The 22,082-nt window shown below is 65.3% G+C and carries 30 protein-coding genes; 25 read left to right on the top strand and 5 right to left on the bottom strand.

All coding sequences use genetic code 11. The annotated features are described in order from the left end of the window. Positions 1-174: 174 nt before the first annotated feature. From rpsL to ABWV53_RS04530, 16 genes are all read left to right on the top strand, one after another. Complete coding sequence (gene rpsL / locus ABWV53_RS04605) at positions 175-552, top strand: 30S ribosomal protein S12 (RefSeq protein WP_015012185.1); 378 nt, start codon at positions 175-177, stop codon at positions 550-552. 170 nt (positions 553-722) lie between these two features. Next, complete coding sequence (gene rpsG / locus ABWV53_RS04600; protein WP_056668881.1) at positions 723-1,196, top strand: 30S ribosomal protein S7; 474 nt, start codon at positions 723-725, stop codon at positions 1,194-1,196. Positions 1,197-1,287: 91 nt separating this feature from the next. Continuing rightward, the gene (gene fusA, locus ABWV53_RS04595) at positions 1,288-3,390 is read left to right on the top strand and encodes an elongation factor G (protein WP_353363404.1); all 2,103 of its coding nucleotides are present in this window, start codon (positions 1,288-1,290) and stop codon (positions 3,388-3,390) included. A gap of 227 nt (positions 3,391-3,617) precedes the next feature. Then, positions 3,618-4,808: an elongation factor Tu gene (tuf, locus tag ABWV53_RS04590; protein ID WP_353363402.1), complete on the top strand. Its 1,191-nt coding sequence runs from the start codon at positions 3,618-3,620 to the stop codon at positions 4,806-4,808. Positions 4,809-4,832: 24 nt separating this feature from the next. Then, on the top strand, positions 4,833-5,144 hold the full coding sequence (rpsJ, locus tag ABWV53_RS04585; RefSeq protein WP_005796953.1) for a 30S ribosomal protein S10: 312 nt from the start codon (positions 4,833-4,835) through the stop codon (positions 5,142-5,144). A gap of 240 nt (positions 5,145-5,384) precedes the next feature. Continuing rightward, positions 5,385-6,059 (top strand): 50S ribosomal protein L3, encoded by a 675-nt coding sequence (gene rplC, locus ABWV53_RS04580; RefSeq protein WP_056662445.1) that lies wholly within the window; start codon positions 5,385-5,387, stop codon positions 6,057-6,059. Then, positions 6,059-6,679: a 50S ribosomal protein L4 gene (rplD, locus tag ABWV53_RS04575; protein WP_056662448.1), complete on the top strand. Its 621-nt coding sequence runs from the start codon at positions 6,059-6,061 to the stop codon at positions 6,677-6,679. The genes rplC and rplD overlap by 1 nt, the downstream gene beginning before the upstream one ends. After that, positions 6,676-6,990 (top strand): 50S ribosomal protein L23, encoded by a 315-nt coding sequence (gene rplW, locus ABWV53_RS04570; RefSeq protein WP_056662449.1) that lies wholly within the window; start codon positions 6,676-6,678, stop codon positions 6,988-6,990. Before rplD ends, rplW begins: the two co-directional genes overlap by 4 nt. Continuing rightward, positions 6,991-7,815 carry a 50S ribosomal protein L2 gene (gene rplB, locus ABWV53_RS04565; RefSeq protein ID WP_056662452.1) on the top strand — a complete coding sequence of 275 codons (825 nt, stop codon included), beginning with the start codon at positions 6,991-6,993 and terminating at the stop codon, positions 7,813-7,815. A gap of 10 nt (positions 7,816-7,825) precedes the next feature. After that, positions 7,826-8,101: a 30S ribosomal protein S19 gene (gene rpsS / locus ABWV53_RS04560; RefSeq protein ID WP_027997031.1), complete on the top strand. Its 276-nt coding sequence runs from the start codon at positions 7,826-7,828 to the stop codon at positions 8,099-8,101. A gap of 9 nt (positions 8,102-8,110) precedes the next feature. Beyond that, positions 8,111-8,443, top strand: coding sequence for a 50S ribosomal protein L22 (gene rplV / locus ABWV53_RS04555; protein WP_005796970.1), 333 nt, complete (start codon positions 8,111-8,113; stop codon positions 8,441-8,443). 14 nt (positions 8,444-8,457) lie between these two features. After that, the gene (gene rpsC / locus ABWV53_RS04550; protein ID WP_056662455.1) at positions 8,458-9,342 is read left to right on the top strand and encodes a 30S ribosomal protein S3; all 885 of its coding nucleotides are present in this window, start codon (positions 8,458-8,460) and stop codon (positions 9,340-9,342) included. 2 nt (positions 9,343-9,344) lie between these two features. Continuing rightward, positions 9,345-9,761, top strand: a complete 417-nt coding sequence (gene rplP, locus ABWV53_RS04545; protein ID WP_056662458.1) for a 50S ribosomal protein L16 — start codon at positions 9,345-9,347, stop codon at positions 9,759-9,761. A gap of 14 nt (positions 9,762-9,775) precedes the next feature. Beyond that, complete coding sequence (rpmC, locus tag ABWV53_RS04540; RefSeq protein WP_056662461.1) at positions 9,776-9,973, top strand: 50S ribosomal protein L29; 198 nt, start codon at positions 9,776-9,778, stop codon at positions 9,971-9,973. A 12-nt stretch (positions 9,974-9,985) separates the two neighbouring features. Further along, positions 9,986-10,255, top strand: coding sequence for a 30S ribosomal protein S17 (rpsQ, locus tag ABWV53_RS04535; RefSeq protein WP_353363394.1), 270 nt, complete (start codon positions 9,986-9,988; stop codon positions 10,253-10,255). Positions 10,256-10,429: 174 nt separating this feature from the next. Next, entirely contained in the window at positions 10,430-10,936 is a 507-nt protein-coding gene (locus tag ABWV53_RS04530) for a peroxiredoxin (protein WP_353363392.1), read from the top strand. 312 nt (positions 10,937-11,248) lie between these two features. Here ABWV53_RS04530 and ABWV53_RS04525 read toward each other — a convergent pair whose 3' ends face one another. Then, the gene (locus ABWV53_RS04525; protein WP_502903832.1) at positions 11,249-11,692 is read right to left on the bottom strand and encodes a GNAT family N-acetyltransferase; all 444 of its coding nucleotides are present in this window, start codon (positions 11,690-11,692) and stop codon (positions 11,249-11,251) included. 315 nt (positions 11,693-12,007) lie between these two features. After that, entirely contained in the window at positions 12,008-12,511 is a 504-nt protein-coding gene (locus ABWV53_RS04520) for a TlpA disulfide reductase family protein (protein WP_353363388.1), read from the bottom strand. A 210-nt stretch (positions 12,512-12,721) separates the two neighbouring features. Here ABWV53_RS04520 and ABWV53_RS04515 point away from each other — a divergent pair, with 210 nt between their 5' ends. The 8 genes from ABWV53_RS04515 to ABWV53_RS04480 all read left to right on the top strand — a co-directional run bounded on the left by ABWV53_RS04515 (position 12,722) and on the right by ABWV53_RS04480 (position 19,056). Further along, a complete protein-coding gene (locus ABWV53_RS04515; protein ID WP_353363386.1) occupies positions 12,722-13,270 on the top strand; it encodes a hypothetical protein in 549 nt (182 codons plus the stop codon). An 84-nt stretch (positions 13,271-13,354) separates the two neighbouring features. Next, the gene (locus tag ABWV53_RS04510) at positions 13,355-13,807 is read left to right on the top strand and encodes a PTS sugar transporter subunit IIA (RefSeq protein ID WP_353363384.1); all 453 of its coding nucleotides are present in this window, start codon (positions 13,355-13,357) and stop codon (positions 13,805-13,807) included. Beyond that, positions 13,776-14,045: an HPr family phosphocarrier protein gene (locus tag ABWV53_RS04505; protein ID WP_353363382.1), complete on the top strand. Its 270-nt coding sequence runs from the start codon at positions 13,776-13,778 to the stop codon at positions 14,043-14,045. The genes ABWV53_RS04510 and ABWV53_RS04505 overlap by 32 nt, the downstream gene beginning before the upstream one ends. 82 nt (positions 14,046-14,127) lie before the next feature. After that, entirely contained in the window at positions 14,128-15,888 is a 1,761-nt protein-coding gene (ptsP, locus tag ABWV53_RS04500) for a phosphoenolpyruvate--protein phosphotransferase (protein WP_353363380.1), read from the top strand. Positions 15,889-16,041: 153 nt separating this feature from the next. Beyond that, complete coding sequence (locus tag ABWV53_RS04495) at positions 16,042-17,280, top strand: SpoIIE family protein phosphatase (protein ID WP_353363378.1); 1,239 nt, start codon at positions 16,042-16,044, stop codon at positions 17,278-17,280. A gap of 14 nt (positions 17,281-17,294) precedes the next feature. Then, positions 17,295-17,867, top strand: coding sequence for a SiaB family protein kinase (locus tag ABWV53_RS04490; RefSeq protein WP_353363376.1), 573 nt, complete (start codon positions 17,295-17,297; stop codon positions 17,865-17,867). A gap of 32 nt (positions 17,868-17,899) precedes the next feature. Next, positions 17,900-18,289, top strand: coding sequence for a DUF1987 domain-containing protein (locus ABWV53_RS04485; protein ID WP_353363374.1), 390 nt, complete (start codon positions 17,900-17,902; stop codon positions 18,287-18,289). Further along, positions 18,289-19,056: a GGDEF domain-containing protein gene (locus tag ABWV53_RS04480; RefSeq protein ID WP_353363372.1), complete on the top strand. Its 768-nt coding sequence runs from the start codon at positions 18,289-18,291 to the stop codon at positions 19,054-19,056. The genes ABWV53_RS04485 and ABWV53_RS04480 overlap by 1 nt, the downstream gene beginning before the upstream one ends. Positions 19,057-19,188: 132 nt before the next feature. On the opposite strand, the gene lipA is transcribed toward ABWV53_RS04480, so the two are convergent. Genes lipA through ABWV53_RS04465 form a run of 3 tightly spaced genes read right to left on the bottom strand, consistent with a single transcriptional unit; the run spans position 19,189 to position 21,229 of the window. After that, on the bottom strand, positions 19,189-20,178 hold the full coding sequence (gene lipA / locus ABWV53_RS04475; protein WP_353363370.1) for a lipoyl synthase: 990 nt from the start codon (positions 20,176-20,178) through the stop codon (positions 19,189-19,191). Positions 20,179-20,193: 15 nt separating this feature from the next. After that, on the bottom strand, positions 20,194-20,886 hold the full coding sequence (gene lipB, locus ABWV53_RS04470) for a lipoyl(octanoyl) transferase LipB (protein ID WP_353363613.1): 693 nt from the start codon (positions 20,884-20,886) through the stop codon (positions 20,194-20,196). A 28-nt stretch (positions 20,887-20,914) separates the two neighbouring features. Continuing rightward, positions 20,915-21,229: a YbeD family protein gene (locus ABWV53_RS04465; protein ID WP_353363368.1), complete on the bottom strand. Its 315-nt coding sequence runs from the start codon at positions 21,227-21,229 to the stop codon at positions 20,915-20,917. 361 nt (positions 21,230-21,590) lie between these two features. Here ABWV53_RS04465 and ABWV53_RS04460 point away from each other — a divergent pair, with 361 nt between their 5' ends. Beyond that, a complete protein-coding gene (locus ABWV53_RS04460) occupies positions 21,591-22,067 on the top strand; it encodes an ATP synthase subunit I (RefSeq protein ID WP_353363366.1) in 477 nt (158 codons plus the stop codon). Positions 22,068-22,082 lie beyond the last annotated feature (15 nt).

The raw sequence follows: 22,082 nt of genomic DNA, 5'->3' as shown, positions 1-22,082 counted from the left end.
CCTTCACGGGCCATGCCGTATCTTGCGACGATGGGGAAAGCGCGTCGCTTGCCCGCTCGGGGGCTTGCTGCTACATTAGAAGGCTTTTCGGAATTTCCGAAGGGATTCACGTTTTCGTGTTCACGAAGTCGTCACGGCTTACACGGAAAAATTCACGTTTAGGGACGTATTTCAATGCCAACCATCAATCAATTGGTCCGTCAGGGGCGCGAGGTCGAAAAGACCAAGTCCAAGAGCCCTGCGATGGAAAACTCTCCTCAGCGCCGCGGCGTGTGCACCCGTGTGTACACCACGACGCCCAAGAAGCCCAACTCCGCTCTGCGTAAGGTCGCCAAGGTGCGCCTGACCAACGGCTTCGAAGTCATCTCCTACATCGGCGGCGAAGGCCACAACCTGCAGGAGCACAGCGTGGTGCTGGTTCGCGGCGGTCGTGTCAAGGACTTGCCCGGTGTGCGTTACCACATCGTGCGCGGCTCGCTCGACTTGCAAGGCGTGAAAGACCGCAAGCAGGCGCGCTCCAAGTACGGTGCCAAGAAGCCCAAGGCCAAGTAAGCCCTGCGCTTTTTGCAAAAGAATTTTCGGTGCTGTTCCCGCGTGGCGCGGTGAAGCAGCGTAGTGGCCCCAAACGCAGGTGTTCTGCGCGGGTCGAGTAAGTGGGAGTCCTGCATTGGCTCTCGCGGTGCCTGGAAAGGCGCCAACTGAAGCAAAGATAGAGGTGAAAAATGCCACGTCGTCGCGAAGTCCCCAAACGTGAAATCCTGCCGGATCCAAAGTTCGGCAACGTCGAGCTGTCCAAATTCATGAACGTGATCATGGAAGGCGGCAAGAAGGCAGTCGCAGAGCGCATCATCTATGGCGCCCTGGAACTGATCGAGAAGAAGCACCCTGACAAGGACCCCCTGGAAGCCTTCACCGTTGCCATCAACAACGTGAAGCCCATGGTCGAAGTGAAGTCCCGCCGCGTGGGCGGTGCCAACTACCAGGTGCCGGTCGAAGTGCGTCCCGTGCGCCGTCTGGCCCTGTCGATGCGCTGGATCAAGGAAGCCGCCCGCAAGCGTGGCGAGAAGTCGATGGCGCAACGCCTGGCCAACGAACTGCTGGAAGCCACGGAAGGCCGTGGCGGTGCGATGAAGCGCCGTGACGAAGTGCACCGTATGGCCGAAGCCAACAAGGCTTTCAGCCACTTCCGCTTCTAAGTCCGGGTTTCGTCCCCATATCTCGAAAGCTGGGAGCCCGATTCGCCATTTTTGGCGGGCGGGCTCTTAGCCGTTAAACGAAAGAAACATCATGGCACGCAAGACCCCCATCGAGCGCTACCGCAATATCGGTATCTCGGCCCACATCGACGCTGGCAAGACCACGACGACCGAACGCATCCTGTTCTACACCGGTGTGAACCACAAGATCGGTGAAGTGCACGACGGCGCTGCCACCATGGACTGGATGGAGCAGGAACAAGAGCGCGGCATCACGATCACGTCGGCCGCCACGACCTGCTTCTGGAAGGGCATGGACATGTCCTACCCCGAGCACCGCTTCAACATCATCGACACCCCCGGCCACGTGGACTTCACCATCGAGGTGGAGCGTTCCATGCGCGTGCTGGACGGCGCCTGCATGGTGTACTGCGCCGTGGGCGGCGTGCAGCCCCAGTCGGAAACCGTCTGGCGCCAGGCCAACAAGTACAAGGTGCCCCGTCTGGCCTTCGTGAACAAGATGGACCGTACCGGCGCCAACTTCTTCAAGGTCTATGACCAGATGCGCCTGCGCCTGAAGGCCAACCCCGTGCCCGTGGTGATCCCGATCGGCGCGGAAGAGAACTTCACCGGTGTGGTCGATCTGCTGAAGATGAAGGCCATCATCTGGGACGAAGCCTCGCAAGGCATGAAGTTCACCTACGAAGACATCCCGGCCAACTTGGTGGAATCCGCCAAGGAATGGCGCGAGAAGATGGTCGAAGCCGCTGCCGAAGCGTCCGAAGAACTGATGAACAAGTACCTGGAAGAGGGCGACCTCTCCGAGGAAGAGATCAAGACCGGTCTGCGCACGCGCACGATCGCGACGGAAATCCAGCCGATGCTGTGCGGCACCGCGTTCAAGAACAAGGGCGTGCAGCGCATGCTCGACGCCGTGATCGACTACCTGCCGGCGCCTACCGACATCGATGATGTGACGGGTACCGACGAAGACGAGAACCCCGTCACCCGCAAGGCCGACGATAGCGAGAAGTTCTCGGCACTGGCGTTCAAGCTGATGACCGACCCGTTCGTGGGCCAGCTGACCTTCGTGCGCGTGTATTCGGGCGTTCTGTCCAAGGGCGACACCGTCTACAACCCGATCAAGGGCAAGAAGGAACGCATCGGCCGTATCGTGCAGATGCACGCGAACGAACGCCTGGAAGTCGAAGAAATCCGCGCCGGCGACATCGCTGCCTGCGTGGGCCTGAAGGACGTGACGACCGGCGAAACGCTGAGCGACATCGACTCCCAGATCATTCTGGAGCGCATGGTGTTCCCCGAGCCCGTGATCACGCAGGCCGTGGAACCCAAGACGAAGACCGACCAGGAAAAGATGGGCATCGCCCTGCAACGCCTGGCCGCTGAAGATCCTTCGTTCCGCGTGAAGACCGATGAAGAATCGGGCCAGACGCTGATCGCCGGCATGGGCGAGCTGCACCTGGAAATCATCGTGGACCGCATGAAGCGCGAGTTCGGCGTGGAAGCCAACGTGGGCAAGCCCCAGGTCGCCTACCGCGAAACTATCCGCAAGACGGTGGAAGAAGCCGAAGGCAAGTTCGTGCGCCAGTCGGGCGGTAAGGGCCAGTACGGTCACGTTGTGCTCAAGATCGAGCCGAACGAAGCCGGCAAGGGCAACGAGTTCGTCGACGCCATCAAGGGCGGTGTGGTTCCTCGCGAATTCATTCCGGCCGTGGAAAAGGGTTTCCACGAAGCCGTGACCCAAGGCGTGCTGGCCGGCTATCCGGTCGTGGACGTCAAGGTCACGCTGCACTTCGGCTCGTACCACGACGTGGACTCGAACGAACTGGCGTTCAAGATGGCCGCGATCTTCGGTTTCAAGGAAGGCTGCCGCAAGGCCAACCCCGTGATCCTGGAGCCGATGATGGCCGTGGAAGTGGAAACGCCGGAAGACTACGCCGGTACCGTGATGGGCGATTTGTCCTCGCGTCGCGGCATGGTGCAGGGCATGGACGACATGGTCGGCGGCGGCAAGGCCATCAAGGCCGAAGTGCCCCTGTCGGAAATGTTCGGCTACTCGACCTCGCTGCGCTCCGCAACGCAAGGCCGCGCCACCTACACGATGGAATTCAAGCACTACAGCGAAGCGCCTCGCAACGTGTCCGAAGCCATCATGGCGGCCCGCGCCAAGTAATGGCGCGCACACCGCAAGGGCGGCCCCGGCCGTCCCTTGCGGTGCGATTTCAAGAGAAATGGGCTGCCCGCGCTTGATCCATGAGCGCAGGTAGCTATCAAATCAGTAGCAGCAAGATTCTTGCAATCTGCGACCCGGTGCCGTCCTGTTGCCCTGTGCGGGACGACTCAGCAATCGGGTGCAGACGTTAAACCCCGACACAGGCATTGCTCTTTGGAGAGTCAAAAATGGCAAAAGGTAAGTTCGAACGTACCAAGCCCCACGTCAACGTGGGCACCATCGGCCACGTGGACCATGGCAAGACGACGCTGACGGCAGCGATCGCCACCGTGCTGTCCGCCAAGTTCGGCGGCGAAGCCAAGAAGTACGACGAAATCGACGCAGCACCTGAAGAAAAGGCCCGCGGTATCACGATCAACACCGCGCACGTGGAATACGAAACGGCCAACCGCCACTACGCCCACGTGGACTGCCCCGGCCACGCCGACTACGTCAAGAACATGATCACCGGCGCCGCCCAGATGGACGGCGCCATCCTGGTGTGCTCGGCCGCCGACGGCCCGATGCCCCAGACCCGCGAGCACATCCTGCTGGCTCGCCAGGTGGGCGTGCCCTACATCATCGTGTTCCTGAACAAGTGCGACATGGTGGACGACGAAGAGCTGCTGGAGCTGGTGGAGATGGAAGTCCGCGAACTGCTGGACAAGTACAACTTCCCCGGCGATGACACCCCCATCGTGCGCGGCTCGGCCAAGCTGGCCCTCGAAGGCGACAAGGGCCCCCTGGGCGAGCAAGCCATCGACAAGCTGGCAGAAGCCCTGGACTCCTACATCCCCACGCCTGAGCGCGCCGTGGACGGCGCATTCCTGATGCCCGTGGAAGACGTGTTCTCCATCTCCGGCCGCGGCACCGTGGTGACCGGCCGTATCGAGCGCGGCATCATCAAGGTCGGCGAAGAAATCGAAATCGTCGGTATCCGCGACACGCAAAAGACCACCTGCACCGGCGTGGAAATGTTCCGCAAGCTGCTGGACCAGGGCCAAGCCGGCGACAACGTCGGCCTGCTGCTGCGCGGCACCAAGCGCGAAGACGTGGAACGCGGCCAGGTGCTGTGCAAGCCAGGCTCCATCAAGCCACACACCCACTTCACGGCTGAGGTGTATGTGCTGTCCAAGGACGAAGGCGGCCGCCACACCCCGTTCTTCAACAACTACCGTCCACAGTTCTACTTCCGCACGACCGACGTCACTGGCGCCATCGAGCTGCCAGAAGGCAAGGAAATGGTCATGCCCGGCGACAACGTGTCGATCACCGTCAAGCTGATCAACCCCATCGCCATGGAAGAAGGCCTGCGCTTCGCCATCCGTGAAGGCGGCCGTACCGTCGGCGCCGGCGTCGTGGCCAAGGTCATTGCTTAATATTTAAGCAATAAAGGAGCTGCCATGTCCAAGCAAAAGATCCGCATCCGCCTGAAGGCTTTCGATTACAAGCTGATCGACCAGTCCGCCGCTGAAATCGTCGACACCGCCAAGCGCACCGGCGCCATCGTCAAGGGCCCCGTGCCCCTGCCAACGCGCATGAAGCGCTTCGACATCCTGCGTTCGCCGCACGTCAACAAGACGTCGCGCGACCAGCTGGAAATCCGTACCCACCAGCGTCTGATGGACATCGTGGACCCGACCGACAAGACGGTGGACGCCCTGATGAAGCTCGACCTGCCGGCTGGCGTGGACGTCGAGATCAAGCTGCAGTAATTGCGCTGACCGTGGCGCGGCGCTGACGCCGCGCTGCCAATATGACGCGGGCTTGCCTGAAAAGGCGGCCCGCGTTATACTTTGCGGCTTCGCCTTTTTTGCGCATCTTTGGGGTGCGCAGTGCGGCGAAGTTTTATCAACCTTCTTTCGCGCACGCAGGTCATGCACTTTCAGTGCGGCCGACCGTGCAAACGCCTTGGCCAATTGAAGTCGAGGCGGTGAAAGTTTTGGAGAAAACCAATGAGTCTGAGCAACTCCCTGGGGTTGCTGGGTCGCAAGGTGGGCATGATGCGTCTGTTCACCGATGACGGGGACGCAGTGCCTGTCACGGTGGTGGATGTGTCCAACAACCGCGTGACCCAGATCAAAACCGAAGAGAACGATGGCTACGTGTCCCTGCAGGTCACGTTCGGTTCGCGCAAAGCATCGCGCGTGACCAAGCCAGAAGCCGGTCACCTCGCCAAGGCGGGTGTCGAAGCCGGTGAAATCATCCGCGAATTCCGCGTGACCGCTGAAACCGCCGGCAAGTATGCCGCCGGTGCCGCCGTGCCCGTGGCTGACGTGTTCGCAGTGGGCCAGAAGGTCGATGTGCAAGGCACGTCGATCGGTAAGGGCTACGCCGGCACGATCAAGCGCCACAACATGTCGTCGCAGCGCGCCTCCCACGGTAACAGCCGTTCGCACAATGTCCCCGGCTCGATCGGTATGGCACAAGACCCCGGTCGCGTGTTCCCCGGCAAGCGCATGACGGGCCACCTGGGCGACGTGACGGTCACCACGCAAAACCTCGACGTGATTCGTATCGACGAAGCACGCCAACTGCTCTTGATCAAGGGCGCTGTTCCGGGCTCCAAGGGTGGCTTCGTGACGGTGCGTCCCGCAGTCAAGGCCAAAGCCGCTGAAGGAGCGAACTAATGCAGCTCGAACTCCTGAATGACCAAGGCCAGGCCGCATCCAAGTTCGATGCCCCTGAGACCGTGTTCGGTCGTGAATTCAACGAAGACCTGGTGCACCAGATCGTCGTCGCCTACCAGGCCAACGGCCGCCAAGGCACGCGCGCCCAGAAGGACCGCGAGCAGGTTCGCCACTCGACCAAGAAGCCTTTCAAGCAAAAGGGCACCGGCCGCGCCCGCGCCGGTATGACCTCCTCGCCTCTGTGGCGTGGGGGCGGTCGCATCTTCCCTAACCTGCCTGAAGAAAACTTCACGCAGAAGATCAACAAGAAGATGTACCGCGCCGGCATGGCCGCCATCCTGTCCCAGCTGGCCCGCGAAGGCCGCCTGGCCGTGGTGGACTCGCTGACGATCGACTCGCCGAAGACCAAGGTCCTCGCCGACAAGTTCAAGGCGATGAATCTGCAATCGGTGATGGTGATCGCTGAAGAAGTGGACGAAAACCTGTACCTTGCCTCGCGCAATCTGAAGAACGTGTTCATCGTCGAACCACGTTACGCAGATCCCGTGTCGCTGGTGCACTACAAGAAAGTGCTCGTCACCAAGGGCGCTATCGACAAACTCAAGGAGATGTTCGCATGAGCACGATCCAGTTTGACGAAGGCCGTCTGATGCAGGTGCTGGTCGCTCCCATCGTGTCCGAAAAGGCCACCATGGTTGCCGAGAAGTCCAATGCTGTGACGTTCAAGGTGCTGCAGAATGCTACCAAGCCAGAAATCAAGGCCGCTGTGGAATTGATGTTCAAGGTCGAGGTCAAGGGCGTTTCTGTGGTGAACACCAAAGGCAAGGCCAAGCGCTTTGGCAAGACGATGGGTCGCCGCGACAACGTGCGCAAGGCCTACGTGACGCTGAAGGAAGGCCAAGAGCTGAACCTGTCCGGGGAGGCCGCGTAAATGGCAGTCATCAAAATGAAACCGACCTCGCCGGGCCAACGTGCCGTGGTGAAGGTCACGCGTGACCACCTGTACAAGGGTGACGCTTACGCCCCCCTGCTGGAGCCCCAGTTCCAGAAGGCCGGCCGTAACAACAACGGTCACATCACCACCCGTCACAAGGGCGGTGGCCACAAGCACCACTACCGCGTGGTGGACTTCAAGCGCAACAAGGACGGCATTCCTGCGAAGGTCGAACGCGTTGAGTACGACCCGAACCGTACGGCCCACATCGCCCTGGTGTGCTATGCCGACGGCGAGCGTCGCTACATCATCGCTCCGCGTGGCCTGGAAGCCGGCGCAACGCTGATGTCCGGTTCGGAAGCCCCGATCCGTGCAGGCAACACGCTGCCCATCCGCAACATCCCCGTAGGTTCGACCATCCACTGCATCGAGCTCAAGCCCGGTGCCGGTGCGCAGATCGCCCGGTCGGCGGGTGCCTCGGCTACGCTGCTGGCCCGTGAAGGCGTCTATGCCCAGGTGCGTATGCGCTCGGGTGAAGTGCGCAAGATCCACATCGAATGCCGCGCCACCATTGGCGAAGTGGCCAACGAAGAACACAGCCTGCGCCAACTGGGCAAGGCCGGTGTGAAGCGTTGGATGGGTATTCGTCCGACGGTTCGCGGCGTGGCCATGAACCCGGTGGATCACCCGCACGGTGGTGGCGAAGGCCGTACCGGCGAAGGCCGCCATGCTGTCGATCCTTGGGGCAATCTGACCAAGGGTTATCGCACCCGCAACAACAAGCGCACACAAGTAATGATTGTGTCGCGTCGCAAGAAGTAAGGGATAACAAATGACTCGCTCTCTCAAAAAGGGTCCGTTTGTTGACCACCACTTGCTGGCGAAGGTCGAGAAGGCCGTGGCCACCAAGGACAAGAAACCAGTCAAGACCTGGTCGCGTCGCTCCATGGTTCTGCCCGATTTCATCGGTCTGACCATCGCCGTGCACAACGGCAAGCAACACGTGCCGGTCTATGTCACCGACCAGATGGTGGGCCACAAGCTGGGCGAATTCGCCCTGACGCGCACCTTCAAGGGTCACCCTGCTGACAAAAAAGTCAAGAAGTAAGGAACGACCATGTCTGAAACACGTGCAGTCCTCCGGGGCGTCCGTCTGTCGGTCGACAAGGGCCGTCTGGTCGCAGATCTGATCCGCGGCAAGAAGGTCGATCAAGCCCTGAACATCCTGACGTTCACGCAGAAAAAAGCTGCCGGCATCGTCAAGAAGGTTCTGGAGTCCGCCATCGCCAACGCTGAGCACAACGACGGCGCCGACATCGACGAACTGAAGGTCAAGACCATCTACGTCGAACAAGGCACGACGCTCAAGCGCTTCACCGCGCGCGCCAAGGGCCGCGGCAACCGCATCAGCAAGCCCACGTGCCATGTGTACGTGACGGTCGGCAACTAAAGGCTCGGAAGACTATGGGACAGAAAATCCATCCTACCGGCTTCCGCCTGGCGGTCAGCCGCAACTGGGCCAGCCGCTGGTACGCAAGCAACCGTGACTTCGCCGGCATGCTGGCCGAAGACATCAAGGTGCGCGAATACCTGAAGGCCAAGCTGAAGAACGCCGCCGTCTCGCGCATCCTGATCGAGCGTCCTGCCAAGAACGCACGCATCACCATCTACTCGGCACGTCCGGGCGTGGTGATCGGCAAGAAGGGCGAGGACATCGAGAACCTCAAGCGTGAACTGGCTACCCGCCTGGGCGTGCCTGTCGCAGTGAACATCGAAGAAGTGCGCAAGCCCGAAATCGATGCCAAGCTGATCGCCGACAGCATCACGCAACAGCTGGAAAAGCGGATCATGTTCCGCCGCGCCATGAAGCGCGCCATGCAGAACGCCATGCGTCTGGGTGCCCAAGGCATCAAGATCATGTCGGCTGGCCGTCTGAACGGTATCGAAATCGCACGTACCGAGTGGTACCGCGAAGGCCGTGTGCCACTGCACACCCTGCGCGCCGACATCGACTACGGCACCTCCGAAGCCAAGACCACCTATGGTGTGATCGGCGTGAAGGTCTGGGTCTACAAGGGCGACACGCTGGGCCGCAACGATCTGCCCGCCGCAGAGACGCCGCGTCCTGAAGAAGAGCGCCGTCCCCGTGGTCCCCGCCGCGATGGCCGCCCAGGTGGCGACCGTCCCGGTGCAGGCCGTGGTGGTCCACGTCGTCCCGTGGGTGCCAATGCGGCTCCTGCGGACGGCAGCGACAAGCCCGCCGGTGCCGGTGGCGCCGATAACACCGCCGTTAAGCGCGTTCGCAAGGTTGACGCGCCCGCTACAGCAGCGGACGGCAAAGGAGAATAAAGATGCTGCAACCCGCTCGCCGCAAGTACCGCAAAGAGCAGAAGGGCCGTAACACCGGCGTTGCCACCCGTGGCAACTCGGTGGCCTTCGGCGACTTCGGCCTGAAGTGCACGGACCGTGGCCGTCTGACGGCCCGCCAGATCGAGGCCGCACGTCGTGCGATCTCCCGTCACGTGAAGCGTGGCGGCCGTATCTGGATCCGCGTGTTCCCCGACAAGCCGATCTCCACCAAGCCCGCAGAAGTGCGTATGGGTAACGGTAAGGGCAACCCCGAGTACTACGTGGCTGAAATCCAGCCCGGCAAGGTGGTGTTCGAGATCGTCGGCGTCCCTGAAGAACTGGCCCGTGAAGCGTTCCGCCTGGCTGCCGCCAAGCTGCCGCTGCGCACCACGTTCGTGGCTCGTCAAATCGGCGCTTGATCAGGAGAATTGAAATGACCAAAGCTGCTGAACTGCGCCAAAAAGACGTCGCCGGCATCGAAGCCGAAATCAAGTCCTTGCAAAAGGCCCATTTCGGTCTGCGCATGCAGAAGGCCACGCAACAACTGGCCAACACGAACACGCTGCGTATCACCCGTCGTGATATCGCCCGCGCCAAGACCATCCTTGCTGAAAAGCAAGCCGCCAAGTAAAGAGGAGCCCACATGACGGAAGCTAAAAGATCCCTCAAGCGCACCTTGATTGGCAAGGTGGTCAGCGACAAGCGCCAGAAGACCGTGACCGTGCTGGTCGAGCGCCGTGTGAAGCACGAGCTCTACGGCAAGATCGTCGCCAAGTCGAGCAAGTACCACGCCCACGACGAAAAGGGCGAGTACAAGCTGGGCGACACGATCGAGATCACCGAGAGCCGTCCCCTGTCCAAGACCAAGAACTGGGTTGCGACCCGTCTGGTCCAGAAGGCCGGCCTGCTCTGATCGTTGCGCTGACAGACCCGCAAGGTCTTCAGACCGCACAACCCTGAAAAACGACCCACAATGTGGGTCGTTTTTTTATTTCCGAAGCGATTCGGCTGGCGCGGGCCTGATGCCCTTGCCGGTTCGCGATCCTTCGGTCCTTTCCCTTCCACTCATCATCCTGAGGAGATAGCCATGATCCAAGTCGGCGACGCACTGCCAGCCACCACCCTGATGGAATTTTCGGAAGTCGAAGGCAACGGCTGCAGCATCGGCCCGAATCCGGTGGACGTGGCCAAGGCCACCGCCGGCAAGACCATCGCGGTCTTCGCCGTGCCGGGCGCCTTCACGCCCACCTGCTCGGCCAAGCACGTGCCGGGCTACGTCGAGCAGGCCGAGGCCTTCAAGGCCGCCGGCGTCGATGAGATCTGGTGCCTGAGCGTGAACGACGCCTTCGTGATGGGCGCCTGGGCGCGCGACCAGAAGACCGGCGGCAAGGTCCGCATGCTGGCCGACGGAGATGCAGCCTTCGCCAAGGCGACCGGCCTGACGCTCGACCTGAACGGCAAGGGCCTGGGCCTGCGCAGCAACCGCTATTCCATGCTGGTCAAGGACGGCAAGGTCGCGACGCTGAACATCGAGGCTCCTGGCAAGTTCGAAGTGAGCGACGCGGCCACGCTGCTGGGCCAGGCCCGGGGCTGATCGACGCGGGCTCGCTCTTCGCGCCGGGCAGGTCGATGGCCTGCCCGGCGCGCTGCATTCCAGGCGGCAGGATCGGCGTGGAAGTACCGCTGGCCGGTCGTCATCGCCCCGCGATGGACTCACGCGGGCATCTGCTATTAATTGGATAGCGTCTTGCGCTGGCCACATCGGCGCTGGAGGCCGAAAAGACGCGTAGAACTGTCCCGCATGGTCCTGCCGCGGCGTCGGATGGCGGCGGCGTAAAGGAAGGGCGAGGCGCCTGGCGGTGCAGCCGGGCCGGTGACACTCCCGCCGCTCCGCCCCGGCTGCGGGTCAGTCGATGTCCGCCTTCAGGTAATGCGATCCCTCGAGCGGGCTGTGGTAGTAGGGCGGAATCTCTTCGAAGCCGAGGTCGGCGTACAGTGCGCGGGCCGACTCCATGCCGTCCAGCGTGTCGAGCAGCACGCATGCATAGCCCGCCTGCCGGGCCGCATCCAGCGTGGCTTCGGCCAGCTGACGGCCCAGGCCGAAGCCGCGGAAGGCCTTGCGCACGTACAGCCGCTTCATCTCGCTCGCGTTGGGGTAATCGGCCGCGTCCAGGGGCCGCAGCGCGCAGCAGCCGGCGATGCTGCCGTCCACCTGCGCCAGCAGCAGGTGCCCACGGGGCGGGGCGTAGTCACCCGGCAGCCCGGCGAGTTCGGCCTCGAAATCCTGGAAGGCCAGGTCGACACCGAGCGAGTCGGCGTATTCGCGGAAGATGGCCTGCACGGCGGGCATCTCGTCGGGGTGGGAGGGGGTCAGCAGGGTGACGGCGGGCGTGTGGTCCACGGGGCAGGATGCGTCGGCCGAACGAAGGCGGGCCGACCCAGGGAGAACGGAACAGGAGCCCAGTGTAGCGGGAGCGATTTCGGCAGGGCCGCGTGGCGGGCCTGCGCCAGCGCACCAGGCCGAGGGCCGGCGCGAAGGAGAGGGGGGCCAGTGCATGAATGCACGCCGCTATGCTATTGATAGCTATAGGCCCATATGGAGCAAGCGCTGGCAGCCGAAAAGGCTTGAAAGTCACGGCCTCGGGCGCTGCCGCGGGGCGGCCACTCAGGTTTCCGCCAGCAGCCGCTCGATGAGCTTGTGCAGTTCGGGAAAGTCCGGAGCGCCGACGTAGGTCTTCACGATCTCGCCCTGCTTGTTGACGATGAAGGTCGAGGGCGTCAGCTTCACGTCGCCCCAGGCCTGGGCGACGGCGCCGGTGTTGTCGATGGCGACCTTGAAGGGCAGCTTGCGCGTCTCGGCAAAGTTGACGACGTAGCTGGGCGGGTCGTAGCTCATCGCCACGGCCAGCGTGTCGTAGCCCCGGCTCTGGTACTTCTGGTGCGTGGCGACGATCTCGGGCATCTCGGCCACGCAGGTGACGCAGCTCGTGGCCCAGAAATTCACCAGCGTGACCTTGCCGCGCAGGTCGTCGGTGGTCTGGCGCGTGCCGTCCAGCAGCACGAAGGTGGACGCCGGCGCGGCGGCCTTGCCGGTGGATAGGAAGATCCAGCCCGCCACGGCGGCGCAACCCGCGATCGCGGCGGCGGCCAGCCCATGGGTGATGCGCATGTGTCGTTTCTCTCAGGTGGGTGTGCGGTGCGGCTCTGCTGCCCTGCGCCGGATTGCGGCCGAGGCGGGAGGCGCTCGCTGCATTGTGCAGCAGCGGGCAGGCCAGCGTGTGCGATGGATCGCGGCGGTCGCCAGAAGTTCGCCTGGCCTGCGCGAGTCGGCCCGGGCAGTTGACGTGCATCAGGGCCGGGGCTGACCATAATCGGCTGGATGTATTCACTCCGAACAGCCCGGCCCGGGGCCGCCCTGTGCCTGGCCGCGTTGGCGGCCGGCTGCAGCCCGGCGCTCAACTGGCGCAACGTGCCGCTGGCGGATACGGGCCTGGTCGCGCTGATGCCCTGCAAGCCCGACCACGCGGTGCGCCCGGTGGACCTGGGCGGGCGCCCGGCCGAGCTGGCGCTCTGGGGATGCGATGCGGACGGCGCGACCTTCGCCGTGTCGCACATGCGCGCCTTCGGCCCGGAGGCGGCCGATGCGGCCCTGGCGCAGTGGCGATCGGCCGTGCTGGCCCGCATGCAGGCGCCGGCCAGCCCCGCCGCCGCCGAGCCTTTCACGCCGCCGAAGGCACTGGCCCTGCCGTCGGCGGTGCGCACCACGGCGCAGGGGCGCCGGCCCGACGGCGCGGCCATCACGGCCCATGCGGCGTGGTTCGCACGGCTGCAGGGGCGTGAGGTGCATCTCTACCACGCGGTGGTGTATGCCCCCGCCGCCCGCCCGTCGGTGGCCGACACGTTCTTCGCCGGACTGGCACTGCAATGAGCCGCCGGGCGCCGGGGCGCCATGCCCCGAGGCGACCGCCGGCGGGCAGCCCCGGCGCCATAATGCAGGCCACACCTGCCTGCCATGACCACCACGCGCATCTTCCTCATCGCCCATGCTCCCCTGGCCCATGCCCTGCGCGAATGCGCGCTGCATGTGTTCGCCGACTGCGCCGACGACGTGGTGGCGTTGGACGTGCATCCGGCGGCGTCGCCGGAGGAATCGCTCGCCGCGGCCCGCATCCTGATGGGTCTGCAGGACGACCGGCCCACGCTGGTGCTGACCGACGTGTTCGGCGCCACGCCCTGCAACGTCGCCCAGCGGCTGGTGGACGGCCACACCTCGCGGCTGGTCTGCGGCGCCAACCTGCCGATGCTGCTGCGCGCCGTGAGCTACCGGTCCGAGCCGCTGGAGGCGCTGGTCGCGCGCGCCGTGGTCGGCGGCACGCAGGGGGTGATGCAGGTGGCCATCTCGGCGCCCCAGAATCAGATCCGACGGTCTCACCATGATCAAGAAAACTATCACCATCAGCAATAAGCTCGGCCTGCATGCCCGGGCCTCCGCCAAGCTCACCAAGCTGGCCGGCAGCTTCCCGTGCGATGTGTGGCTGTCGCGGGGCGAGCGGCGCATCAATGCCAAGAGCATCATGGGCGTGATGATGCTGGCCGCCGGGCTGGGCTCGGTGGTGGAGCTGGAAACCGACGGCGCGCGCGAGCGGGAGGCCATGGATGCGCTCGTGGCGCTGATCGACGGCAAGTTCGGCGAAGGCGAATGATGCGGGCGGGCGCCTTCGTCGGGCCCCGCCCTCGGCCGCAAGGGCGCCGGGCACGTCCGGCCCCGGCAATGGGGGCGCCCGCATGACGTTCTCCATCCACGGCCTGCCGGTGTCTCGCGGCATCGCCATCGGCCGCGCGGTGCTGGTGGCCTCCAGCCGCATCGACGTGGCGCACTACTTCATCAAGGCCGATCAGGTCGGCGCCGAGATCGTGCGCGTGCGCAACGGCCGCAACGCGGTGATCGACGAGTTGCAGCGCCTGCAGGCCGACATGCCGCCCGACGCGCCGCCCGAGCTGGCCGCGCTGCTGGACGTGCACCTGATGCTGCTGCAGGACGAGGCGCTCGTCAGCGGCGTCAAGCACTGGATCACCGACCGGCTCTACAACGCCGAATGGGCGCTGACCACGCAGCTGGAGATCATCGCCCGGCAGTTCGATGAGATGGAGGACGAGTACCTGCGCGAGCGCAAGGCCGACCTGGAGCAGGTGGTCGAGCGCATCCTGCGGCACATGAAGGGCGTGGCCAGCCCGGTGGCGCCACCGCCTGGCGGCGGCGCGCGCCGCAGGCTGGGTCAGGAGCTGCTGCTCGACGACACGGTGGACGTGCCGCTGGTGCTGGTGGCGCACGATCTGTCGCCCGCCGACATGCTGCAGTTCAAGCGCAGCGTGTTCGCCGGCTTCGTGACCGACGTGGGCGGCAAGACGTCCCACACCGCCATCGTCGCGCGCAGCATGGACATTCCGGCCGTGGTGGGCGCGAGGGCCGCCAGCCAGCTGGTGCGGCAGGACGACTGGGTCATCATCGACGGCGATGCCGGCGTGGTCATCGTGGACCCGTCCGCCATCATCCTGGCGGAATACGGGTTCCGCCAGCGCCAGGGCTCGCTCGAGCGCGAGCGCCTTTCGCGCCTGCGCCACACGCCCGCGGTCACGCTCGACGGCCAGCCCATCGAACTGCTGGCCAACATCGAGCAGCCCGCCGACGCCGCCGGGGCGGTGCGGGCGGGCGCGGTCGGCGTCGGGCTCTTTCGCAGCGAATTCCTGTTCATGGACCGGGCCGGCCACCTGCCCGATGAAGAGGCGCAGTACCAGGCCTATCGCGAGGCGGTGGAAGGCATGCAGGGCCTGCCGGTCACGCTGCGCACCATCGACGTGGGCGCCGACAAGCCGCTCGACAAGACGCACAAGGACACGCACCTGAACCCGGCGCTGGGCCTGCGCGCCATCCGCTGGAGCCTGGCCGATCCGGCCATGTTCCGCACGCAGCTGCGGGCGGTGCTGCGGGCGGCCGCGCACGGGCCGGTGAACCTGCTGTTCCCGATGCTGGCGCACGTGACCGAAATCCGCCAGACCCTGGCGCAGGTCGAGCTGGCCCGGGCCGAACTCGATGCGCGGGGCGCCACGTACGGCGCCGTCCAGCTGGGCGCGATGATCGAAGTGCCGGCCGCCGCGCTCATCGTGCGCAGCTTCCTGCGCCACTTCGACTTCCTCTCGATCGGCACCAACGACCTGATCCAGTACACGCTGGCCATCGACCGGGTGGACGAGGCGGTGGCGCACCTGTATGACCCGCTGCACCCGGCCGTGCTGCGCCTGGTGGCCGACGTGATCGCCGCCGGCAACGCGCTGGGCAAGAGCGTGTGCGTATGCGGCGAGACCGCTGGCGACGTGACCATGACCCGGCTGCTGCTGGGCCTGGGCCTGCGGAGCTTCTCGATGCATCCGGCGCAGATCCTGGCCGTGAAGCAGGAGGTGCTGCGCGCCGACACCCGCAAGCTGGCGGCCTGGGCGCAGCAGGTGCTGGAGTCGGACGACCCCGCGGCCCTGCTGGCCGCCGGGTAGCCTGCGCAGGGCGGGAGCGTCGCCCTGGTCCGGCGGCGGGGCTCGGGCACCCATCGTGGGCGTCACGGGGAGCGCAGGCGCCACGTCACCAGGCCGTCACTGAACTGACACGTTTGCTGGCTAGCATTTGTTCACACAAATTGGCAGCCCCCCATGTCCGCAACTTCCGAGTATTTGAGCGGCTTTCGGCCCCGTTCCCGTCAGCCCAGCGCCGCGGACCTGTGCAATGCGGTGCCCTGCATGACCGCCGACCAGACCAACGAGCAGGTCATGGAGGTGTTCGGCAAGCACCGCGACCTGGTCAGCCTGCCGGTGGTCGAGGGCCTGCAGCCCATCGGCCTCATCAACCGCAACATCTTCCTGTCGCAGATGAGCAAGCCGTTCCGCATGGAGCTGTACGGCCGCAAGAGCTGCATCGCCTTCATGGACAAGGAGCCGCTGATCGTGGACTCGGCCCTCGACATCGAGGCGCTCACCTTCCGGACGGTGGAGTGCGGCGAAAAGGCGCTGTCCGACGGTTTCATCGTCACCGATCGAGGCGCCTATGCCGGCGTGGGCCAGGGGTTGCAGCTGATGCGCGTGGTGGCCGACATGCAGGCCGCGCGCAACCAGCAGATCATGCACAGCATCGACTACGCGAGCGTGATCCAGCGCTCCACGCTGCGCAGCTCGCTCGACGCACTGGCCCGCGTCTGCCCGGGCGCGCACCTGGTCTGGGAGCCGCGTGATGTGGTGGGCGGCGACTTCTACCAGTTCAGCACCGAGGAGGGCGGCTGGTTCGCCACGGTGGCCGATTGCACCGGCCACGGTGTGCCGGGCGCGTTCATGACCCTGATCGCCTCCACCAATCTCGGCCAGGCCATCAGGCAGCACGGCCCGCGCGACCCGGCCTTGCTGCTGGGCAGCGTCAACCGCAGCATCAAGCAGATGCTCGGCCAGATGGATGGCCAGGACGCCACGCCGGGGTCGGACGATGGCATGGACGCTGCCTGCTTCTGGTTCGAGCCGGCGCCGGGGCGCCTGGTCTTCGCTGGAGCACGGCTCGCGCTCATGCTCGTGCGCCCGGGCGCCGGCGAGGTGGAGGTGGAGGTGGTGGAAGGCCAGCGCAAGGGCGTGGGCTACGTGGACAGCGACTTCGACCATTGCTGGGCCAACCAGGAGCTGCTGCTGCCGCCCGGAACGCTCGTCTTCGTCACCACCGACGGCCTGATCGATCAGGTGGGCGGGCCGCGCGCCATCGCCCTGGGCAAGCGCCGGCTGCGTGAACTGCTCATCGAGCACCGGCACGGCACACCCGAGGAGGTCAACCACGCCGTCCACGGCGCGCTACGGGACTGGCAGGGCGAGCAGCATCGCCGCGACGACCTGACTTTCTTTTGCTTTCGCACCTGAGACGGACCAAGGACATGCCCTCCCACCAGATCGCCGACAAATACGGCTCCTTCTTCCAGCTGGCCCGCCAGCACCAGGTCATCTTCTACTACGTGGGCTATTTCTCGCAGACCATCATCGCCGCCATGGCGGACGCGGTGAAGCTGCAGCTGGAAGTGGCGGGCGTGGCCGGCCCCACGCGCCGCAAGCTGTTTTCGGCCTTCGTGGAGATGGCGCAGAACATCGTGCACTACTCGGCCGACGCGCTCACGCCCGCCAGCCAGGACAACGGCGAGCTGCGGCACGGGTCGGTGTGCATTCGCCGCGAGGCCGACGGCAGCTTCACGGTGGTGTGCGCCAACCCGGTCGAGCCGCGCATCGCCGATGAATTGCGCGGCAAGCTGGACGCGCTGCGCAGCATGACGCTCGACGAGATCAAGCAGGCCTATCGCCAGACCCTGCGGGAGGAAAGCCCGGAAGGCAGCAAGGGCGCGGGCATGGGCTTTCTCACCATGGCGCGCGATGCCCGCGAGCCGCTGGAGTTCGACTTCGACGCCGCCCAGGAGCCCGGCAAGCCCCCGGTGTTCTATTTGAAGGCCGCCATCTGAGCGCGCCTGACGGACCCGAATCGAGAACACAGATGGACAATCTCTACATCGCCCCCACCCCCAGTTCGCCCGAGGTGGACTTTCAGTTCGACACCCATGCGCTCAGCCTGCGCGGCGAGTCGTATCCCGAGAATGCCGCCGCGTTCTACGGCGGCATCCTCTCGCAGCTCAAGATCTATCTGGCCGCGCAGTCGGGGCGCCGGATCGAGGTGAGCATCGCGCTGGCCTACTTCAACAGCTCCAGCACCAAGATGCTCTTCAACCTCATCGAGGCGCTGAGCGATGCGGCCGCGCAAGGCAACGAGGTGGCCGTGCGCTGGTACCACGACGAAGAGGACGACACCATCCTCGAATTCGGCCAGGAGCTCAGCGAAGACTTCCCGGCCCTGCATTTCACGACCCATCCCGTGAGTGCCGGCTGATGCCGCAGCCCGTGCCGGCGGCCGCGCCGCCCGACCTGTTCGATGCCGAACACCAGGCGCTGCAAGCGGCGCGCGAGGTGCACCGTGCCCACGGCGACAACGGTCACGCGCCCTGCCACCAGGCCCTGGGCGATCTGCTGTCGGCCTATGAACGCCTGCTGCGCGAAACCCGCCGGCTGGTGCGGCGCAGCGACCGCGCCGAGCTGGAGATGAACCAGCTGAACATGCGCTTGCAGGACCTGGCCGCGCAGCTGGAATTCCGCGCGAACCACGATCCACTGACCGGCGTGCTCAACCGGGCGGCCATCATCGAGCAGGTGAACCGCCGGCTGCGCAGCGGCGCTCTGGCGCTGATCGTTCTGGACATCGACTTCTTCAAGCGCGTCAACGACAGCTTCGGGCATCCGGTGGGCGACCGGGTCATCCTGGGGGTGGTGGACTGCCTGACAGCCGTGGTGCCCGCCTGCGCGCAGGTGGGCCGCGTGGGGGGCGAGGAATTCACCGTGGTGCTGCCAGGCCAGCGACTGGCGGACGCGTTGCCGGTGGCCGATGCCCTGCGTCGCGCCATCGAGGCCCACCCGTTCGGACTGCCCGATGCCAGCACCGTGACCGCGAGCTTCGGCCTCTGCGCCGTCGAGGCGGGCGGCGACTTCGACCACGCCTATGGGCTGGCCGACGAGGCGCTTTATGCAGCCAAGCGGGGCGGCCGCAACCGGGTGTGCGTCGCGGAAGGCGTGGAGCCGTCGCCTCTGGCGGCATGTGCCTGAAGGCAGGCCGTCGACACGGAGGCCGCCCGCGCCAGCGACGGCGTCACCGGGTCAAGGCAGCAACGATGGCTGGAGGGACGGGCGGGCTGGCGTGGCGCCCACCCGTGGCTGCGTCGCGCAGTGCTGCGCCGCTCAGGCCGCGACCACGCCGGCTGCGTGGGCCTGCTGGTCCGCGTGGTAGCTCGAGCGCACCATCGCGCCCACGGCCGCGTGCGTGAAGCCCATCTTGTAGGCTTCTTCCTCGTACATCTTGAAGGTGTCCGGGTGCACGTAGCGGCGCACGGGCAGGTGGCTGTTGGAGGGGGCGAGGTACTGGCCGATGGTCAGCATGTCGATGTCGTGCGCGCGCATGTCGCGCATCACCTCCAGGATTTCTTCGTCCGTCTCGCCCAGGCCCACCATGATGCCACTCTTGGTCGGCACGCCGGGGTGCAGTGCCTTGAACTTCTTGAGCAGGTTCAGGCTGAACTGGTAGTCGGAGCCCGGGCGCGCTTCCTTGTAGAGGCGCGGCGCGGTTTCCAGGTTGTGGTTCATCACGTCGGGCGGCGCGGCCTTGAGGATCTCCAGCGCGCGGTCGTCGCGGCCGCGGAAGTCGGGCACCAAGATCTCGATCTGCGTGGTGGGCGAAAGCGCGCGGATGTTCTGGATGCACTCCACGAAATGCCCGCTGCCGCCATCGCGCAGGTCGTCGCGGTCCACGCTGGTGATCACCACGTATTTCAGCCGCAGCGCGGCAATCGTGCGCGCCAGGTTCAGCGGCTCGTCCTTGTCGAGCGGGTCGGGCCGGCCGTGGCCCACGTCGCAGAACGGGCAGCGGCGCGTGCACTTGTCGCCCATGATCATGAACGTGGCCGTGCCCTTGCCGAAGCATTCGCCGATGTTGGGGCACGACGCCTCTTCGCACACGGTGTGCAGCTTGTGCTCGCGCAGGATCTCCTTGATCTCGTAGAAGCGCGTGGTGGGCGAGCCGGCCTTGACGCGGATCCACTCAGGCTTTTTCAGCACCTCGCCCTGCTCGACCTTGATCGGAATGCGCGACAGCTTGGCCGCGGCCTTCTGCTTGGCCAGCGGGTTGTAGGTGGCGGAGGATTGCGCTTCGCGGACGACTTCGGGAGTGCTCATGGCGGGTCTTGCAGGTCAGGGAGCGAGGCGCGTGGCGAGTTGCCCCGCCAGCACGGCGGCGGCTTCGTCCCAGGTGGTGTGGACCCCGATTGTAGAAAGGTCCACCGTGGCGAGCCCCGCGTAGCCGCAAGGGTTGATCCGCGAGTAGGGCTCCAGGTCCATGTCCACGTTCAATGCCACGCCGTGGTAGGTGCAGTGCCGGCTCACCTTGATGCCCAGCGCCGCGATCTTTCCCAGGCCGTTGAAGTCGGGTGCTGGTGCGGGGCCTGCAGCGCCCGCGTGCTGCGGCCGTTGCGGCAGCACGGCATGGCTGCCGGGGTCGTCCAGCCGCACGTAGATGCCTGGCGCGCCGGCCACGCGGTGGCCCGTCACGCCGAAGTGACCCAGCGTCCGGATCACCGCCTCTTCGATGCGGTAGACGTACTCCTTGACGAAATAACCGGCGCGGCGCAGATCGACCAGCGGGTAGGCCACCACCTGGCCCGGGCCGTGGTAGGTCACCTGGCCGCCCCGGTTGCTGGCGAAAACGGGAATGTCGGCGGTGGCGAGCAAATGGCTGGCCTGGCCCGCCACGCCCTGCGTGTAGAGGGGTGGGTGCTCGCAAACCCAGAGTTCGTCGGGCGTGCCGTCGCCGCGCTCCTGCGTGAAGCGCTGCATGGCCTCCACGGTCTCGGCGTAATCGGCGCGGCCGAGGTGGCGCGGCTGCATCATGGCCGCCTGCATGCTGCGGCCACCGTCAGAGGACGACCTTGACCAGCGGGTGCGAGGAGAGTGCGCGGTACAGGTCGTCGAGTTGCTCGCGGCTGGTCGCGGTGACGGTGATCGTCACGCCCAGGTAGTTGCCGGCCCGGCTGTCGCGCAGTTCGATGGTGGAGGCATCGAAGCCGGGGTCGAAGCGCCGCGCCAGCTCCGTGATGGCGCCCACGAAGCCGTCCACCTTCTGCCCCATCACCTTGATGGGGAAGGCCGACGGGTAGTCGATCAACGAGTCCTTGCGTGCGTCGCCGGCAGAGGCGGCATCGGAGGGCGTGGAGGCAGGGGGCTGTGTCATGGCAAAAACGGAAGAGGGCTGCTGCGGAGGAAGGAAGAACAAGTGTCCCGGCGTTGGGATTGTGCGACATTGCCTGCGGAGTCTGAGGGTTCTCGAGCCGTGAAGCTGTCACAGTGCGCTGCCAGGCTGTGGAGCGCCGAGGCGCCGGACCTGCCGCCGTGTGACCGAGCGAACTGCCCGCGGCCACCCTGAGAAAAGAGGCACCACGCAAGTGCATCGGCGGCGCTGGGTGGCGCGAAGATGCCCCGTATCAGGGCGCCGCACCGCCTGCATGTCACAGGGCATTGCGGATTCGCATGGGTTTTTACTTATAATCAGGGGCTTTGTGAAAGTTTCGGTCTCCCAAGGCGAGCGGCATTCCATGACGAAAACAGACGCTCCCGTGACGGAAACTGAGGCTGAGGGCGCCGACTTCAAGCCCCTGACTGCGCAGGAAGCGCAGCAGTGGCGGCAACGCAATCCGCCGATTTCTGTCTGGCGGATCGTTGGATGTCAGGCGCTGGTCGGTATCGCCATAGCCTTGCTGGCCTGGCTGGTGTCCGGCAAGTCCCATGTCGCCTGGTCCGCCGCCTATGGTGCGCTGGCCGTCGTTGTTCCCGCTGCCCTGTTCGCTCGGGGTATGGCACGTCGGCGGGCTTCTGCCGGTGCGGCGCTGGGGGGGTTGATGGGTTGGGAGTTGGTCAAGATTGCAGTGACCGTCGCCATGCTGGCGGCGGCGTCCCGGCTGGTGCCGGACCTGAGCTGGCTGGCGCTGCTGGTCGGCATGGTGGTGACGATGAAAACGTACTGGATCGCGCTCATGGCGCGGCCCGGTGTTCGCAAACCGGTTGATATTTGAGAGAAGAGTTGTCCG

The organism is Acidovorax sp. FG27 (assembly GCF_040365715.1).
Lineage (GTDB): Bacteria > Pseudomonadota > Gammaproteobacteria > Burkholderiales > Burkholderiaceae_C > Paracidovorax.
This window is presented reverse-complemented; position numbering and strand designations above follow the sequence as displayed.

What these genes read in the sequence shown, in the direction of transcription:
- rpsL (WP_015012185.1), top strand. Translation starts at nt 175, where the DNA reads ATGCCAACCATCAATCAATTGGTCCGTCAGGGGCGCGAGGTCGAAAAG.
- rpsG (WP_056668881.1), top strand. Translation starts at nt 723, where the DNA reads ATGCCACGTCGTCGCGAAGTCCCCAAACGTGAAATCCTGCCGGATCCA.
- fusA (WP_353363404.1), top strand. Translation starts at nt 1,288, where the DNA reads ATGGCACGCAAGACCCCCATCGAGCGCTACCGCAATATCGGTATCTCG.
- tuf (WP_353363402.1), top strand. Translation starts at nt 3,618, where the DNA reads ATGGCAAAAGGTAAGTTCGAACGTACCAAGCCCCACGTCAACGTGGGC.
- rpsJ (WP_005796953.1), top strand. Translation starts at nt 4,833, where the DNA reads ATGTCCAAGCAAAAGATCCGCATCCGCCTGAAGGCTTTCGATTACAAG.
- rplC (WP_056662445.1), top strand. Translation starts at nt 5,385, where the DNA reads ATGAGTCTGAGCAACTCCCTGGGGTTGCTGGGTCGCAAGGTGGGCATG.
- rplD (WP_056662448.1), top strand. Translation starts at nt 6,059, where the DNA reads ATGCAGCTCGAACTCCTGAATGACCAAGGCCAGGCCGCATCCAAGTTC.
- rplW (WP_056662449.1), top strand. Translation starts at nt 6,676, where the DNA reads ATGAGCACGATCCAGTTTGACGAAGGCCGTCTGATGCAGGTGCTGGTC.
- rplB (WP_056662452.1), top strand. Translation starts at nt 6,991, where the DNA reads ATGGCAGTCATCAAAATGAAACCGACCTCGCCGGGCCAACGTGCCGTG.
- rpsS (WP_027997031.1), top strand. Translation starts at nt 7,826, where the DNA reads ATGACTCGCTCTCTCAAAAAGGGTCCGTTTGTTGACCACCACTTGCTG.
- rplV (WP_005796970.1), top strand. Translation starts at nt 8,111, where the DNA reads ATGTCTGAAACACGTGCAGTCCTCCGGGGCGTCCGTCTGTCGGTCGAC.
- rpsC (WP_056662455.1), top strand. Translation starts at nt 8,458, where the DNA reads ATGGGACAGAAAATCCATCCTACCGGCTTCCGCCTGGCGGTCAGCCGC.
- rplP (WP_056662458.1), top strand. Translation starts at nt 9,345, where the DNA reads ATGCTGCAACCCGCTCGCCGCAAGTACCGCAAAGAGCAGAAGGGCCGT.
- rpmC (WP_056662461.1), top strand. Translation starts at nt 9,776, where the DNA reads ATGACCAAAGCTGCTGAACTGCGCCAAAAAGACGTCGCCGGCATCGAA.
- rpsQ (WP_353363394.1), top strand. Translation starts at nt 9,986, where the DNA reads ATGACGGAAGCTAAAAGATCCCTCAAGCGCACCTTGATTGGCAAGGTG.
- ABWV53_RS04530 (WP_353363392.1), top strand. Translation starts at nt 10,430, where the DNA reads ATGATCCAAGTCGGCGACGCACTGCCAGCCACCACCCTGATGGAATTT.
- ABWV53_RS04525 (WP_502903832.1), bottom strand. Translation starts at nt 11,692, where the DNA reads ATGCCCGCCGTGCAGGCCATCTTCCGCGAATACGCCGACTCGCTCGGT.
- ABWV53_RS04520 (WP_353363388.1), bottom strand. Translation starts at nt 12,511, where the DNA reads ATGCGCATCACCCATGGGCTGGCCGCCGCCGCGATCGCGGGTTGCGCC.
- ABWV53_RS04515 (WP_353363386.1), top strand. Translation starts at nt 12,722, where the DNA reads ATGTATTCACTCCGAACAGCCCGGCCCGGGGCCGCCCTGTGCCTGGCC.
- ABWV53_RS04510 (WP_353363384.1), top strand. Translation starts at nt 13,355, where the DNA reads ATGACCACCACGCGCATCTTCCTCATCGCCCATGCTCCCCTGGCCCAT.
- ABWV53_RS04505 (WP_353363382.1), top strand. Translation starts at nt 13,776, where the DNA reads ATGATCAAGAAAACTATCACCATCAGCAATAAGCTCGGCCTGCATGCC.
- ptsP (WP_353363380.1), top strand. Translation starts at nt 14,128, where the DNA reads ATGACGTTCTCCATCCACGGCCTGCCGGTGTCTCGCGGCATCGCCATC.
- ABWV53_RS04495 (WP_353363378.1), top strand. Translation starts at nt 16,042, where the DNA reads ATGTCCGCAACTTCCGAGTATTTGAGCGGCTTTCGGCCCCGTTCCCGT.
- ABWV53_RS04490 (WP_353363376.1), top strand. Translation starts at nt 17,295, where the DNA reads ATGCCCTCCCACCAGATCGCCGACAAATACGGCTCCTTCTTCCAGCTG.
- ABWV53_RS04485 (WP_353363374.1), top strand. Translation starts at nt 17,900, where the DNA reads ATGGACAATCTCTACATCGCCCCCACCCCCAGTTCGCCCGAGGTGGAC.
- ABWV53_RS04480 (WP_353363372.1), top strand. Translation starts at nt 18,289, where the DNA reads ATGCCGCAGCCCGTGCCGGCGGCCGCGCCGCCCGACCTGTTCGATGCC.
- lipA (WP_353363370.1), bottom strand. Translation starts at nt 20,178, where the DNA reads ATGAGCACTCCCGAAGTCGTCCGCGAAGCGCAATCCTCCGCCACCTAC.
- lipB (WP_353363613.1), bottom strand. Translation starts at nt 20,886, where the DNA reads ATGCAGCCGCGCCACCTCGGCCGCGCCGATTACGCCGAGACCGTGGAG.
- ABWV53_RS04465 (WP_353363368.1), bottom strand. Translation starts at nt 21,229, where the DNA reads ATGACACAGCCCCCTGCCTCCACGCCCTCCGATGCCGCCTCTGCCGGC.
- ABWV53_RS04460 (WP_353363366.1), top strand. Translation starts at nt 21,591, where the DNA reads ATGACGAAAACAGACGCTCCCGTGACGGAAACTGAGGCTGAGGGCGCC.